This window comes from Paenarthrobacter sp. NPDC091711 (genome assembly GCF_044756605.1).
Classification (GTDB): Bacteria; Actinomycetota; Actinomycetes; order Actinomycetales; family Micrococcaceae; genus Arthrobacter.
Genome location: NZ_JBIVTF010000003.1, coordinates 386,615 through 399,138, shown reverse-complemented (window position 1 = coordinate 399,138; position 12,524 = coordinate 386,615). Strand labels below are relative to the sequence as shown.

Here is a 12,524-nt window from a genome sequence, read left to right as displayed (position 1 = left end):
GTCAGATCGCCGGAACTATCCAGCGGTCTCGACGCATTCCGGCGGTCTCGGCGAGGAGACATGGTCAGCGGTAATCTTTGAGCCATGTCCTCGAATCCCCTTCGCCATGCGCTCTCCCGCATGGGTGGCCGTGATCCCCATGAAAAGCACCGCACCGCGACTCCACTGGAGCTCTTCTTCGACCTGACCTTCGTTATCGCCTTCGGTGTTGCCGGCAACCAGTTCGCCCACGCTGTGGCGGAAGCGCATTTCTGGCCGGGTCTCCTCGCCTTTTCCTTCGCCATGTTCGCAGTCATCTGGGCCTGGATTAACTTCACCTGGTTTGCCAGCGCCTATGACACCGATGACTGGGTGTTCCGCGTCGTCACCATGGTGCAGATGGTGGGCGTCCTGGTCCTGGCCATGGGCATTGAGCCGGTATTCCACTCGATTATCGAGGGAAAGCACGTGGACAACGTCACCATGGTGCTCGGCTACATCGTGATGCGGGTGGCCCTGATCTTCCAATGGCTACGCGCAGCCCGGCAGGATCCCGAGCGCCGTGAAACCTGTTTGCGTTACGCCAAGTACGTGGCGATCGTCCAAGTGGGCTGGGTTGTTGTGTTGCTGGTGGACGCGAGCGTCCTCACCACGTTCCTCATGGCCACACCCCTGTTCGTCATGGAAATGGCAGCACCGTACTTCGCGGAACGGAAGATCCGCACTCCCTGGCACGCGCATCACATCGCTGAACGGTACGGCCTTCTGGCGATCATTGCCCTGGGTGAGTGCTTGATCGGAGCCATTGAAACCCTGCGGGCGATCGTTGCCTTGCACGGGTGGACACTTGACGCAGCATTGGTTGGCCTGAGCGGCACAGGCTTGGCCTTTGCCATGTGGTGGATCTACTTCATCCTGCCTTCAGGCACTGCGCTCCATCTCCAAAGGCACCGCTCTTGGGTGTTTGGATACGGGCACATCTTCATCTTCGCTGCCATCGCGGCGACGGGCGCCGGGCTCCACGTTGCTGCGTACTTCATCGATCACGAAGCGCATATCTCCGCAGCGGCGGCAGTAGCATCCATCGCCATCCCCATCATTCTGTTCAAGGTTTCGCTGAGTACGCTGTACGGCATCATGCTCGGACCGGACCGCGAGCACCTCTGGAGCTCCACGCTGGTGGTTCTGGGCCTGGCTTCAAGCATCGCCATGGCAGCTGCGGGCGCCTCCGTGCCGATCTGCATGCTGGCAATGATGCTGGTCCTGGGCCTGTCCATCGCCTACGACGAACGACGCGGGCACAAAGGCAGGGCGGCGGCACTCCGTCGGCTGGAAACCGCCGCGGGCTAAGCCATTCCCCTGCGTTGCGGGGCCCGCTCTACGCCCCAAATCCCCCCTCAAACACGCAAAACAGGCCCCACAACGGGCGGCTGAGGGCAACTAAGGCTACTCGGGAACGATCTCGTCCAGCTCCGGGATCAGGTACGGGTTGATCCGCTCCAGGATCATCCGGACCTCTTCGCGCGGAACGGCCGTGTACAGCACAGGGCGGGCATCGGCGTAGCGGGTTACCGGAGGCTTGTCCGGCCACTTTTCGGCAAGCGCTTTGACCCTCTCGGGCAGGGAGTTGTGGGCGTTGTCCGCGATCTTCACCAACGTTGCGTCGTGGTCCTCCGCAACGAAGCGGATACCGGCGTCGTAATCGTCCGGATCATCATGGAAGCGGCGGGTGACGCGCTCAATGATGTCTACCGCACGCTCGGACACCCCCATTTCCAGCAGGGCTTGCCGGGTGATGGGTGTGTCTTCGGCGATGTCGTGAAGGTAGCCGGCGATCTGGATGTCTTCATCAAAGTCGGCGAGCGCATCACCCACGGCCAGAACGTGTTCCCGATACGGCCGTTTGAGCTTGTCCTTCTGCCGGTTGTGAGCCACCTCGGCCAAAACCTGGGCTGTCTCTACGGTAAAGCGTGGTTCGGTCATGCTGGCCTCCGGCTTGAAGAGGGACCGTCGGGGATCGGTCCTCCCCTTCAGGCTATCCGCTGTTCCGGAACCCGAAACACCGGACTGCCCGTCTTGACCGGTCCGCCAGCCCTACCAGTCCTGAACGGCGCGCGCAGCGATGGCCACGGTGACGGCCCTGGGCAAACGCTGCGCGAAGCCGGCAGCGACGCGGTTGACCCAACCGGAGACCACGCTGCCGGGGGTGTCCTTGCGATCCAACGCCTTGAGCGCTGTTCCCACAACCTGCGCAGAGGTCTGCATCTTGCCCACGGCTGCTGAGTCGCCGCCAAGGACGTCGAAGAACTCGGTGCGCGTCGCACCCGGGCAAAGGGCCAGGACGTTGAGCCCGGAGTTTCTGGTTTCGTGGGCCACGGCTTCGGTGAAGCTCAGGACGAAGGCCTTGGTGGCGCCGTACACGGCCATGCCGGGAATGGGTTGGAAAGCAGCGGTACTGGCGACATTCACCAGCGCACCCTTTCCGGAGGCGAGCAGATCTGGCAGGAATGCACGCGTAATATCCACGAGGGCGGCCACATTCAGCGAGATCTCAGAGGCAATGGTGTCCGGGTCTTCCTCCACCAACGGACCATGGGTTCCGAAACCCGCGTTGTTGATCAAGGTGTCCACGGTGATTCCCCGCCCGGACAGTTCGCTGAAGAGCTCGCGTCCGGCACCGGCCCGGCCCAGGTCCAGGGGAAGGACAGTAATGGTGACACCGTGCCTGGAGCGCAAGTCCTGAGCCAACTCCTCAAGACGGTCTGCACGCCTGGCTACCAGGACAAGGTTGGAGCCCCGGGCAGCAAATTGTCCGGCGAATTCGGCGCCGAGGCCGGAGCTGGCACCGGTGATGAGTGCAGTGGTACCTGCGTAGGTCATGGTCATTGGTGGATCCCATCGGTTGAGGCGTACCTGATGTAGTCGCTGTCTACATGGTAGGCAGTGTCTACTTTGTTGTCAATGACTACATTGGCCTAGACTTGAGCCATGACTGACCAGCCATACCACCACGGCAAACTCCGGGAAGCCCTCCTGGAACGCGCCATGGAAACCATCGAAGAAGCTGGCGTGGATGGACTCTCCCTGAGGCAGCTGGCCCGCGACGTGAACGTCAGCCACGGCGCCCCGGCCAAGCACTTCCGCGACAAGCAGGCCCTGATCGACGCCGTGGCACTGGCTGGCTTCGAGTCAATGAACCGCCTCATCCAGGACGCCGCCCAGTCGGGCGAAGACCTCCGCGGCCGTTTCGTCAGCGTTGGGAAGGCCTACGTTCACTTCGCCGTTGAACACCCCGCCCTGCTGACGGTGATGTACTCCACCAAGCACCACCCAGACTCCAGCGATGAGCTGCGGAACACCGGAGTACAAGGAATACACGTTGCCCAAGCCATGATCGCCGAGGCGCAGGAAGCCGGTGCCCTGGCCGCCGGCAACCCCGAAACACTGGCCATGGTGTGCTTCGTGAGCCTCCATGGCACAGCCCTTCTTGCGGCTGGCGGGCAGTTGGACGGAAATTCAGTGGAGGACGTCATCACCGCTACCACCGACACCTTGTGGGCAGGAATGGCGTCCGGAGTCCCGGCCGCACAGCGCCAGCTCCACTAAGCCCCGAAGCCAGCAATCACTTCCCTGACGGCCGAGCTCAGCTGGAAGTTTCGGCACCCCAATCCACCGGGCTCCGCCGCCTGCGGCACGTACCCAAAGCCGAGTTCATACACAGGGTCCGCGAACCCCAGAGATGCGCTGGCGCCGTCGTGCCCGAATGCGCGGTAACTGCCAAACGGCATCCGCGAGTGGGACTTCATGAAAACGGTGCCGAAGCAGCCCGTCTCGCCAAACACGCGGTCGATGCCGAAGACCTGCTCAGCGGAAACGCTCCGAATGGTCTCCTCCGTCAGAAGGGGAGGCATGGCGGATTCGCCCTCCAAACCGGTCAGGGCCGCCGCATAGATCCTCGCCATGCCTTCCGCGCTGGCCACGCCGGCCACCGAACTCATGCCGGCAGCCCGGACTTCACGGATGTTAGGAAGATCAAGGATGTCGCCCACGGCCGCGTTGGCAGCCATGCCCACGTGGCTGGCCGGGTCCACCCATGGCCACGAGGGATCAGCCGCCCAGCGGAACGGCTCAAAGCGGGCCTCCTCGGAATCGGGCAGGCCAAGGTAGAAGTGAGCGCCGGTCACGGCACGGATCCGCTGCTCGAAGACTTCCTGCAGCGTGGAACCAGTGATGCGGCGGCACAGCTCTTCCATGAAGATGCCGATGGTCAGCGCGTGGTATCCGAACGCGGCGCCGGGCTTCCACAGCGGCGGCAGTTGGGCGAGCTTGGCGGCTGCGAGCTCGGAGTTGTTGACCTCATGGAGGGTCAGGCCGCCTTCCACGCCAAGGAGCCCGGCCTGATGCGAAAGAAGCTGGGCAACCGTCACGGAAGACTTGCCCTCAGCGCCGAATTCTGGCCAGTACTTAACCACTTCCGCTTCAAGATCCAACTGGCCGTCCTGAACCAGCAACGCCATGACCAGTCCGGCCATGCCTTTGGAACACGAAAAGACGCCCGTGACCGAATCAGGTCGGATGTGCGGACCGCCGCTGAGGTCCACCACCTTCACGCCGCGGTGGTACGCCGCGACTTGCGCGGAGTATTCCGGATCCTGCTCGAGAAAACGGCCGAAGAGCTCGGCGACGGGTTCGAAACCTGGGGCGATCAGCTGTGACTGCATCCAGACAGCCTACGCCGCAGCGGGTTCAGACCCGGGGAGTTTTCCACACCCAAGGCTCTCCGGGGAGCTCCTGTGGGCGGAATCGCGGCAAGGCCTCTTCCAGTGTTCCGGCAGGCAAGCGGAGGGACTCAAGGATCAGGTCACGCACGCGCTCGGCGGGAATTCCGACGGCGGCGAGGTCGCTCAGCGTGACGGCACCGTCGCGCTTTGCCAGCCTGACGCCGTCGTGGTTCACCACCAGCGGAACGTGGGCATATTCCGGTGCCGGCAGCCCGAGGAGCTGCGCCAAATATGCCTGCCGCGGGGTGGACGGGAGGAGGTCATCGCCCCGCACCACCTGGTCAATTCCTTGGGCGGCATCGTCAACAACTACAGCGAGGTTGTAGGCCGTGACGCCGTCATTTCTCCGCAGGACAAAGTCGTCCACGACGCCCACATATTGGCCGCGCAACTGATCCTCAACAGCCCATTCTGAAACGTCGGACCGCAGGCGGATGGATGCCGGGCGCGTCGATCGCCGGATCTCGCGTTCGGCGTGCGAAAGTCGCCGGCACGTCCCGGGGTAGGCGCCCTGCGGCGCATGCGGCGCGGACGGCGCTTCCTGGATCTCGCGACGCGTGCAGAAGCACTCATAGGTCCTGCCTTCAGCGGTAAGACGCTCAATCGCCGCGGCGTACAAGTCCGCGCGCTCGGTCTGGCGTACGACGGCGGCGTCCCACCTGACGTCCACAGCCTGCAGATCGCGGAGCTGCTCCGCCTCAGCGCCGGACCGGGCACGGTCCAGGTCCTCGACGCGCAGCAGGAAGTCCCGGCCACTGGACTTCGCGAACAGCCAGGCGAGAATTGCTGTGCGAAGGTTGCCGACGTGCAATTCGCCGGAAGGGCTCGGGGCGAAGCGGCCAGCAGAAGTCATGATCCAAGCCTATGCGGCGGGGCAGAAGAGGCCGGCGAACGGGTCCTGAGAAACCACAAGAGCCCCTCAGCTACCGCAACGATCCGGTAGCTCAGGGGCTCTTGCTGTGATGCCCGGGTGAAGGGGCGGGTGCAGAATGACAATGCTGTGAACAAGAGTCAATCAGCGGCTGCTTCCTTGCGGGAAACCTGTGCAGGGCTCCGGGTGGTGTTCCGGGGTCCTGGCGCCTGCGGGTTTCGGCGGTAGCCTCGTCCTGCTTCGTTGTCACCATTTGAGCAGGAGACATACAGTTGGTGCAACGGACATCACAATCATTGGTCGATCTGACCAGTCTGGTGCGAAAACTTAGTCAGGGAGTGGTCACATTGCAGGAACTCGACGCCACGGACCGCCGGATCCTCGCTGCTTTGGACGAGGATCCCCGCGTGCCCATCATGGTGCTGGCCCAGAAGCTGCACCTCGCTCGCGGAACAGTTCAGTCGCGCCTGGAACGAATGACTGCGTCCGAAGCCCTGCGCCCCAACAGCAGCCGGGTCCTGCCCTCGGCCTTGGGGCGTGGTGTGGCTGCAGCTGTCAGCGCCGAACTGGACCAAAGCCACTTGAACGAGGCCATCGCGGCCCTGCGGGAAATCCCCGAAGTCCTTGAATGCCACGCCCCCGCTGGAGATACCGACCTCATCATCAGAGTGGTGGCCAAAAGTCCGGACGATCTTTACCGGGTCTCCGAAGAGATTCGCCTGTGCCCCGGGATAGTGCGCACATCCACCAGCATGTTCCTCCGGGAAGTGATCCCATACCGGACCACTGGCTTGCTCGCGGAGTAGTGCCTTAGACCGGAGGTCCGACGTTGGTTTTCAAATTCTTCATCACCAGCGTTGACGTGAGGCGCTCCACCGCGGGAAGAGCCGCAAGTTCGTCGTCGTAGAACCGCTGGTACGCGGGCAGGTCCGCCGCGATGACCTTGAGCAGGTAATCCGGGGATCCGAAAAGGCGCTGGGCTTCCACGATGTTGGGGCTGTTTGCCACACGCTCCTCAAACTCCGCCATGATGGTGCGTTCCACCTGCTTGAGGGTGACAAAAACAATCGCTTCAAAACCCAGCCCCACAGCCGCGGGATCGATGTCCGCACGGTAGCCGCGAATCACCCCCGAGGACTCCAGATCACGGAGACGCCGATGGCATGGAGCCACCGTCAAACCCACCTTCGAGGCAAGAGCCGTGGCAGTCATCCGGCCATCTTCTCGGAGGTGGCGCAAAATACTTCTGTCGATTCCGTCAATCACGCAATAATCCTACCCAGAACAGCGGATAGCGGGCTAAATATGGGAACACTTATGGGCTGATTTTCCCTAGAGTTTTCCTACCATCTAGCCCTGGAGAGAAAACGTGAACCCGCAGCTGTTCCTGGCCTTCATGATTGTTGCCGTCAGCTTGGCGTGCACGCCCGGCGTCGACTGGGCCTACTCGATCTCAGCCGGGCTCAAGCAACGCAGCTTCGTCCCCGCCGTCGCCGGCCTGTGCAGCGGGTACGTGATCCACACCTTGCTGATGGCGGCTGGGTTGGCGGCCCTGCTTGCTGGAGTTCCGGGACTGCTGGGGTGGCTGACCATCGCGGGAGCCGCCTACCTGCTGTGGCTCGGCGTGGCTACCATCCGCTCCTGGCGAGGCGCGAGCTTCAGTGCGGACGGCGGCGTCGTGCAGTCCGATAACCAGCTCCGCACGTTCCTTCAGGGCATGGGCACCAGCGGTATCAATCCCAAGGGCCTGCTTTTCTTCGTGGCGCTGGTGCCACAGTTCGTGAGCCCCGAGGCAGCACTGCCCGTTCCGGTCCAGTCGGGCCTATTGGGCCTGACTTTCGTTGTCCTTGCAGGGGTGGTCTACACGGCCGTCGCATTGACGTCCAGGAAGCTGCTGGCTTCCCGGCCCGGCGCCGCCCGCGTGGTGACCCTGGTCAGCGGGATCATCATGATCGGGTTGGGGACAGTGCTGCTGTCGGAGCAACTCCTACCGCTTCTACAGCCGGCGGGAGCTTAGGCGGCAAGCAGTTCATCCAACCGCTCGTATCCTTCGATCACGCCGTAGTCCATCCCCGTGGCCAAAGCCATGTCCCGAGCTTCAACGGAGGGGTAGACCTCGTGGGCTGACATCCGCGTCCTGCCATCGATTTCCTCGAAGGTGGTGGTGCTGATGACCACCTGGTTGGGTGCGCCCTCGAACTCGATGGTCTGAATGATCAGGGCGTCGGATTCAACGGTGTGGAAAACGCCGCGGAAGCCGTACATCCCGCTGTCGTCACCGCTTTCGTAGCGCCAACTGCCGCCTGTGGAGGCGTTGTACTCGGTAATTTTGGTCGTCGTGCTGCGCGGGCCCAGCCACTTGGCCAGGAGGTCCGGGTCAACATGGGCTTTGAAAACTGCACTGACGGGAGCGTCGAATTCGCGGACCGTGTCAACGAACGGCACGCCACTATCAGCGGTGATGGTTGTTGGATTGCTCATTTCGGTTCCTCTTTCCTTGTTTGTTCCTCGTGCGGGATGCCTGCACCCAGCAGCTCGTCCAGCTGCCGGAAGCGGGACTCGGCAATCAGCCGGTACTGGTCAATCCAGGCGGTCAACCGCTCCAAGGCGGCTGCATCCAGATGGACAGGCCTGCGCTGGGCGTCCCGCGATCGGGTGACCAATCCTGCGTGCTCAAGGACCTGTATGTGTTTGGAAACCGCCTGCTTGGTGATGGCGAATGGTTCAGCGAGCTCGTTGACCGTGGCGTCCCCCCGGGACAGCCGGGCCACCATGGCCCGCCTCACCGGATCCGCCAAAGCCATGAACGCCCTGTCCAGGGTGTCCGGGCCCTGAGTATCTGATTCCATTGCCGCGTTCGCCTTTCATAGCAATCAATCCGTAATCAACTAAATCGTTGATCAACTGATTGGTTGATTAAGAGACTACGCCTCTCCCATGAAAGGCACAATGGCTTTTCTACTCGCCGCCCAGATTCCGGAAGTCGTTCTCCCAAAGACGCCGCATCTCAGCGTCCTTGCGGATCACTTCCAAGGTCTCCAACTCAGCAGGCGGGACCTGCCGCTTGGACCGCGGAGTCAGAGTACGGCGGCCCTGGTCAAGGGCTAACAACGCCCGGTCAGTCAACGCGTCATTCTTCAACGCCAGATTGGTCTTCCTGCGCCGGAGTACTTCTTTCAAGGCCACCTGGGCCGACTCGAAGTCACCCCTCGCCCGCTGTGACCGCGCACGTATTAACAGAAGCGCCGCCGAGAGATCGTCCGTGTTCAGCAAACCCTCCGTCCACAGCACCACGTCGCGGTGGCGCTCCACAGCGAACGCCGCCGTGCAACGCGCCAACGCAGAAGGCAACGACGGCGGCAACGTCACCACCGCTTCCAACGCCGCCTGGGTCATGCCCATTTCGCGGAGGCAATGGGACAAGGCCAAGAACACGGACTCCTCGCTGAACAGGACCGGAACCTCAATGCGCTCGGTCACCTCAACCCGGGTGACCACCTGCCCAAGGTACATCGCCGAGAACTGGCTGGCGTCGTCGTCGATCCTTGTTGTTAAACCGCGCTGCAGCAGCTCGGAAGCGCGCAGGAACCCGCCGTGTTTGTAGGCGAGCAGGCCCGCCATGACGTGGCACAGCCCCGCCCATCCGGGATTCATGCGGCCGAAAGCCAACAGAGGATCGGGTTCGGTGGACGTAAACACGGCCTCGTGCATGGACTTCACCGTCTTGGAGGACAACATCTTCAACCGCGGGACATTTCCCACCAGGGAGAGCCGCGCATGGTCACGACCACCGAGCACGCCGGAAAGCACGTCATTCATGCCGTCAGCCAGTCCGCGCACAGGCGTACGAACATAGCCCTCGCGGAAAGGCGTCAAATCCCGGGTGTCATGGAAGATCGTGTGCACACGTCCGTTGGGAGCTTGGCTCATAAATCCATGCTAACCGCCGCTGAACTGGGCACATCCCCTGCTATCGGAGCCATTTCAGGAGTATTATGGCGGCGTCGGCAAGGTTTTGCCACACCCCTTGCCGCAGGTCGGCTCTCCATGAGAAGAGCCGGGTAACAGCGTGAAAGGGAGGACTTGATGACCACCGCTTCGCACCCCGCCGAACACCACCACATGATGGGGTTGACACTTCACAACACCGCCATGGGCGTTGGCATTGTATTTCTGCTGGTAGGCGTCCTGGGCTTCATCCCGGGGATCACCACCAATTTCGGCGCCATGACCTTTGCGGGACATGAATCCGGCGCCATGCTGCTTGGAGTCTTCCAAGTGTCCGTACTCCACAACATCGTTCATCTGCTGTTTGGCGTGGCCGGCTTGGCCATGGCAAGGAACGCACGCATGGCCCGCCTGTTCCTGTTGGGCGGCGGCGCCGTATACATCGTTCTTTGGATCTATGGCCTGGTCATCAACCAGGAAACAGGTGCCAACTTTGTCCCGTTCAACACGGCTGACAACTGGCTGCACCTCATCCTTGGTGTTGCCATGATCGGTCTGGGCGCCTGGTTGGGCAGGGATGCCATGGACGAAACCCCAGCGCGACGGAAGATTTAAGCCCCTTCCGCACGCCCTATAGAACAACGACGGCGGCTGTCCCTGTGAGGGGACGGCCGCCGCTTTGTTCGGCGTCCCCCTGACGCCGAGATGCCACGTAATGACAATGTTCGCGCCCGGGATTGTCATCAAATGCCAACTCGACGGCGGTTTGCGGCTTAGCGCGGCGCGCGGCCACCCAGCCGTGTGGTGACCTTGGCCGCAGCTGCGGCGCAGGCTTCACCGAGGCTGTTCAGGGTGTCCTCCGAAACACGGAATTTCGGCGCCGGAATAAGGACGGACGCAACGATGTCGCCGCGGTGATCGTAAACGGGCGAGGCGACGCCAACTTCCTCAATGGACGTCTCCCCGAAGTTCACGGCCCAGCCGCGCTTCATGGACTCCCCCACCCGGGCGAGATATGCCTCAATAGCGTCCTCGTCCAGACCGGGAAGGGTGATGGAACCGCTGCGCAACAACTGACGCACACGGTCCTCGTTCTCCGAGCCAAGGAACACCTGCACCGAGGAGCTCAGTGCTTCGTTGTACCGGGCACCCAAGGGGGTGAGGTGCTTGACCTGGTGACGGCTGGGAATCTGTTCCACGCACATGGACTCGTTGCCATTCCACACCATGAGTGCGCTGGTCTCCCCCGTCCGCTCAGTAAGTTCGCGCAGTACCGGGTAGGCCACGCGGCGCTCTTCGAGTTCCGCCAGGAGGGGGCCCGCCATGGCGATCATCCCCAAGCCCAAGCGGAACCTGCGCGAATCGACGTCGCGCTCTACAAGGTTTTCCTGTTCCAGCGTCGCCAGGATGCGGCTGACGGTGCTCTTGTGCAGGCCGATCCGCCCAGCGATTTCGGTGACTCCCAGAAGCGGTTCATCGGCTGTAAAGCTCCTCAACACGGCAATGGCGTTGACGATGACGGAGGTGTTTTTGCTGTCGCCGTTGCCGTTGCTGGTATCAGGAGCTTCGCTGGATTCAGTGGGAGTCATGGGTTCACTATATTTCGCCGGGGCACGGGATTTTGCTGGGGAAGGGACGTGCGGCCGGTGGACACTACGCTGTGTCCACCGGCCGGACCACTAGGCTCCGATGATGTTGTACTCGGGACCGAACGGGAACTTGGTGATGTTCTCCGCACCGTCCTCGCCCACCACCAGGATGTCGTGCTCGCGGTAACCGCCGGCTCCCGGCTGCCCGTCCAGCACGGTGATCATCGGTTCCATGGAAACCACCATGCCCGGCTCCAACACGGTGTCGATGTCCTCGCGCAGTTCCAGGCCGGCTTCGCGTCCGTAGTAGTGGCTCAGCACACCGAAGGAGTGGCCGTATCCGAACGTGCGGTTGGCCAGCAAGCCGTGGCTGACGTAGATCTCGTTGAGCTCGGCAGCGATGTCCTTGCAGACGGCGCCGGGTTTGATGAGTTCAAGGCCGCGCTTGTGGACCTCCACGTTGATGTTCCACAGTTCCAGGGAGCGGGCATCCGGTTCGCCGTAGAACAGGGTCCGCTCCAGCGCCGTGTAGTAGCCGCTGGTCATGGGGAAACAGTTCAGGGACAGGATGTCGTGTTCCTGGATCTTCCGGGTGGTGGCCCAGTTGTGGGCGCCGTCGGTGTTGATGCCCGACTGGAACCAGACCCACGTGTCGCGGATTTCGGAGTCCGGGAACGTGCGGGCGATCTCGTGAACCATGGCTTCGGTGCCGATCAACGCAACCTCGTACTCGGTAATGCCTGCCGTGATGGCGTTGCGGATGGCCTCACCGCCCAAGTCGCCGATGCGGGCGCCGTGCTTAATAACCGCGATCTCCTCATCCGACTTGATCATGCGCTGACGCATCGCCGCCTGCGCGACGTCAACCAGCGTCGCTCCGGAGAAGGCTGCCTGGATCTTGTTGCGGTTGTCCAGGGGCAGCGAGTCATCTTCGACGCCGATGCGGCGCGGGTTGATGCCGCGGGTCCGCAGGACTTCCTGGATGGCGTGGATGTAGTTGTCCCGGCGCCAGTCCGTGTACACCAGGTTGTCGCCGTAGCTGCGCCGCCAAGGCATACCGGCGTCGATGTTTGCCGTAATGGTCACCGTGTCATCTTTGGTGACCACCATGCCGTAGGAGCGACCGAAGTAGGTGAAGAGGAAATCGGAGTAGTACTTGATGGAGTGGTAGCTGGTGAGGACCACGGCGTCGAGGTCCTTCTCGGCCATGATCCGGCGGAGGCCGGCGAGGCGGCGCTCGAACTCCGCATCGGAGAAGGTCAGCGAAACTTTGTCGCCATTGTTGAGGACCTTGGTGCGCTCGAGCTTGGCCACATCGTTGACGGCCTCGTTCTGGGTGATGGTCATGGTGGTTCC

Annotated in this window: 15 protein-coding genes; 5 read left to right on the top strand and 10 right to left on the bottom strand. The window is 62.4% G+C overall.

The genetic code is table 11. The features are described from left to right. Window positions 1–84 precede the first annotated feature (84 nt). Window positions 85–1,329, top strand: coding sequence for a low temperature requirement protein A (locus tag ACIQH5_RS07660; protein ID WP_400401758.1), 1,245 nt, complete (start codon window positions 85–87; stop codon window positions 1,327–1,329). Between the two features lie 96 nt (window positions 1,330–1,425). Here ACIQH5_RS07660 and ACIQH5_RS07655 read toward each other — a convergent pair whose 3' ends face one another. After that, window positions 1,426–1,962, bottom strand: coding sequence for an HD domain-containing protein (locus ACIQH5_RS07655; RefSeq protein WP_400401756.1), 537 nt, complete (start codon window positions 1,960–1,962; stop codon window positions 1,426–1,428). Window positions 1,963–2,073: 111 nt separating this feature from the next. Then, window positions 2,074–2,865 carry an SDR family NAD(P)-dependent oxidoreductase gene (locus ACIQH5_RS07650; RefSeq protein ID WP_400401753.1) on the bottom strand — a complete coding sequence of 264 codons (792 nt, stop codon included), beginning with the start codon at window positions 2,863–2,865 and terminating at the stop codon, window positions 2,074–2,076. 102 nt (window positions 2,866–2,967) lie between these two features. Here ACIQH5_RS07650 and ACIQH5_RS07645 point away from each other — a divergent pair, with 102 nt between their 5' ends. After that, a complete protein-coding gene (locus tag ACIQH5_RS07645) occupies window positions 2,968–3,585 on the top strand; it encodes a TetR/AcrR family transcriptional regulator (RefSeq protein WP_400401750.1) in 618 nt (205 codons plus the stop codon). On the opposite strand, the gene ACIQH5_RS07640 is transcribed toward ACIQH5_RS07645, so the two are convergent. Then, window positions 3,582–4,700 (bottom strand): serine hydrolase domain-containing protein, encoded by a 1,119-nt coding sequence (locus tag ACIQH5_RS07640; protein WP_400401748.1) that lies wholly within the window; start codon window positions 4,698–4,700, stop codon window positions 3,582–3,584. The two genes, ACIQH5_RS07645 and ACIQH5_RS07640, sit on opposite strands and share 4 nt — an antisense overlap. A gap of 25 nt (window positions 4,701–4,725) precedes the next feature. After that, on the bottom strand, window positions 4,726–5,613 hold the full coding sequence (gene gluQRS, locus ACIQH5_RS07635; protein WP_400401745.1) for a tRNA glutamyl-Q(34) synthetase GluQRS: 888 nt from the start codon (window positions 5,611–5,613) through the stop codon (window positions 4,726–4,728). A 365-nt stretch (window positions 5,614–5,978) separates the two neighbouring features. Between gluQRS and ACIQH5_RS07630 the strand changes: the two genes are divergently transcribed. After that, window positions 5,979–6,437: an Lrp/AsnC family transcriptional regulator gene (locus tag ACIQH5_RS07630; RefSeq protein WP_400401877.1), complete on the top strand. Its 459-nt coding sequence runs from the start codon at window positions 5,979–5,981 to the stop codon at window positions 6,435–6,437. A gap of 4 nt (window positions 6,438–6,441) precedes the next feature. On the opposite strand, the gene ACIQH5_RS07625 is transcribed toward ACIQH5_RS07630, so the two are convergent. Continuing rightward, on the bottom strand, window positions 6,442–6,897 hold the full coding sequence (locus ACIQH5_RS07625) for an Lrp/AsnC family transcriptional regulator (RefSeq protein ID WP_400401742.1): 456 nt from the start codon (window positions 6,895–6,897) through the stop codon (window positions 6,442–6,444). Between the two features lie 103 nt (window positions 6,898–7,000). Between ACIQH5_RS07625 and ACIQH5_RS07620 the strand changes: the two genes are divergently transcribed. Continuing rightward, the gene (locus tag ACIQH5_RS07620) at window positions 7,001–7,648 is read left to right on the top strand and encodes a LysE family translocator (protein WP_400401740.1); all 648 of its coding nucleotides are present in this window, start codon (window positions 7,001–7,003) and stop codon (window positions 7,646–7,648) included. Here ACIQH5_RS07620 and ACIQH5_RS07615 read toward each other — a convergent pair. The 3 genes from ACIQH5_RS07615 to ACIQH5_RS07605 all read right to left on the bottom strand — a co-directional run bounded on the left by ACIQH5_RS07615 (window position 7,645) and on the right by ACIQH5_RS07605 (window position 9,561). Further along, complete coding sequence (locus tag ACIQH5_RS07615) at window positions 7,645–8,112, bottom strand: SRPBCC family protein (RefSeq protein WP_105692520.1); 468 nt, start codon at window positions 8,110–8,112, stop codon at window positions 7,645–7,647. The genes ACIQH5_RS07620 and ACIQH5_RS07615 overlap by 4 nt on opposite strands. Further along, a complete protein-coding gene (locus tag ACIQH5_RS07610; RefSeq protein ID WP_400401738.1) occupies window positions 8,109–8,480 on the bottom strand; it encodes an ArsR/SmtB family transcription factor in 372 nt (123 codons plus the stop codon). Before ACIQH5_RS07610 ends, ACIQH5_RS07615 begins: the two co-directional genes overlap by 4 nt. Before the next feature lie 109 nt (window positions 8,481–8,589). After that, entirely contained in the window at window positions 8,590–9,561 is a 972-nt protein-coding gene (locus tag ACIQH5_RS07605) for a hypothetical protein (RefSeq protein WP_400401736.1), read from the bottom strand. Window positions 9,562–9,717: 156 nt separating this feature from the next. Here ACIQH5_RS07605 and ACIQH5_RS07600 point away from each other — a divergent pair, with 156 nt between their 5' ends. Next, window positions 9,718–10,194 (top strand): DUF4383 domain-containing protein, encoded by a 477-nt coding sequence (locus ACIQH5_RS07600; RefSeq protein WP_062072723.1) that lies wholly within the window; start codon window positions 9,718–9,720, stop codon window positions 10,192–10,194. A gap of 158 nt (window positions 10,195–10,352) precedes the next feature. Here the strand turns inward: ACIQH5_RS07600 and ACIQH5_RS07595 are convergent, their stop codons facing one another. After that, complete coding sequence (locus ACIQH5_RS07595; protein WP_400401734.1) at window positions 10,353–11,168, bottom strand: IclR family transcriptional regulator; 816 nt, start codon at window positions 11,166–11,168, stop codon at window positions 10,353–10,355. Between the two features lie 90 nt (window positions 11,169–11,258). Then, complete coding sequence (locus ACIQH5_RS07590) at window positions 11,259–12,515, bottom strand: aminopeptidase P family protein (RefSeq protein ID WP_400401731.1); 1,257 nt, start codon at window positions 12,513–12,515, stop codon at window positions 11,259–11,261. Between the last annotated feature and the right edge of the window lie 9 nt (window positions 12,516–12,524).

Excerpts from the sequence above, each read along its gene's own strand:
- ACIQH5_RS07595 (WP_400401734.1), bottom strand. The coding sequence starts at position 11,168 with ATGACTCCCACTGAATCCAGCGAAGCTCCTGATACCAGCAACGGCAAC.
- ACIQH5_RS07615 (WP_105692520.1), bottom strand. The coding sequence starts at position 8,112 with ATGAGCAATCCAACAACCATCACCGCTGATAGTGGCGTGCCGTTCGTT.
- ACIQH5_RS07640 (WP_400401748.1), bottom strand. The coding sequence starts at position 4,700 with ATGCAGTCACAGCTGATCGCCCCAGGTTTCGAACCCGTCGCCGAGCTC.
- ACIQH5_RS07650 (WP_400401753.1), bottom strand. The coding sequence starts at position 2,865 with ATGACCATGACCTACGCAGGTACCACTGCACTCATCACCGGTGCCAGC.
- gluQRS (WP_400401745.1), bottom strand. The coding sequence starts at position 5,613 with ATGACTTCTGCTGGCCGCTTCGCCCCGAGCCCTTCCGGCGAATTGCAC.
- ACIQH5_RS07605 (WP_400401736.1), bottom strand. The coding sequence starts at position 9,561 with ATGAGCCAAGCTCCCAACGGACGTGTGCACACGATCTTCCATGACACC.
- ACIQH5_RS07610 (WP_400401738.1), bottom strand. The coding sequence starts at position 8,480 with ATGGAATCAGATACTCAGGGCCCGGACACCCTGGACAGGGCGTTCATG.
- ACIQH5_RS07590 (WP_400401731.1), bottom strand. The coding sequence starts at position 12,515 with ATGACCATCACCCAGAACGAGGCCGTCAACGATGTGGCCAAGCTCGAG.
- ACIQH5_RS07655 (WP_400401756.1), bottom strand. The coding sequence starts at position 1,962 with ATGACCGAACCACGCTTTACCGTAGAGACAGCCCAGGTTTTGGCCGAG.
- ACIQH5_RS07600 (WP_062072723.1), top strand. The coding sequence starts at position 9,718 with ATGACCACCGCTTCGCACCCCGCCGAACACCACCACATGATGGGGTTG.
- ACIQH5_RS07645 (WP_400401750.1), top strand. The coding sequence starts at position 2,968 with ATGACTGACCAGCCATACCACCACGGCAAACTCCGGGAAGCCCTCCTG.
- ACIQH5_RS07660 (WP_400401758.1), top strand. The coding sequence starts at position 85 with ATGTCCTCGAATCCCCTTCGCCATGCGCTCTCCCGCATGGGTGGCCGT.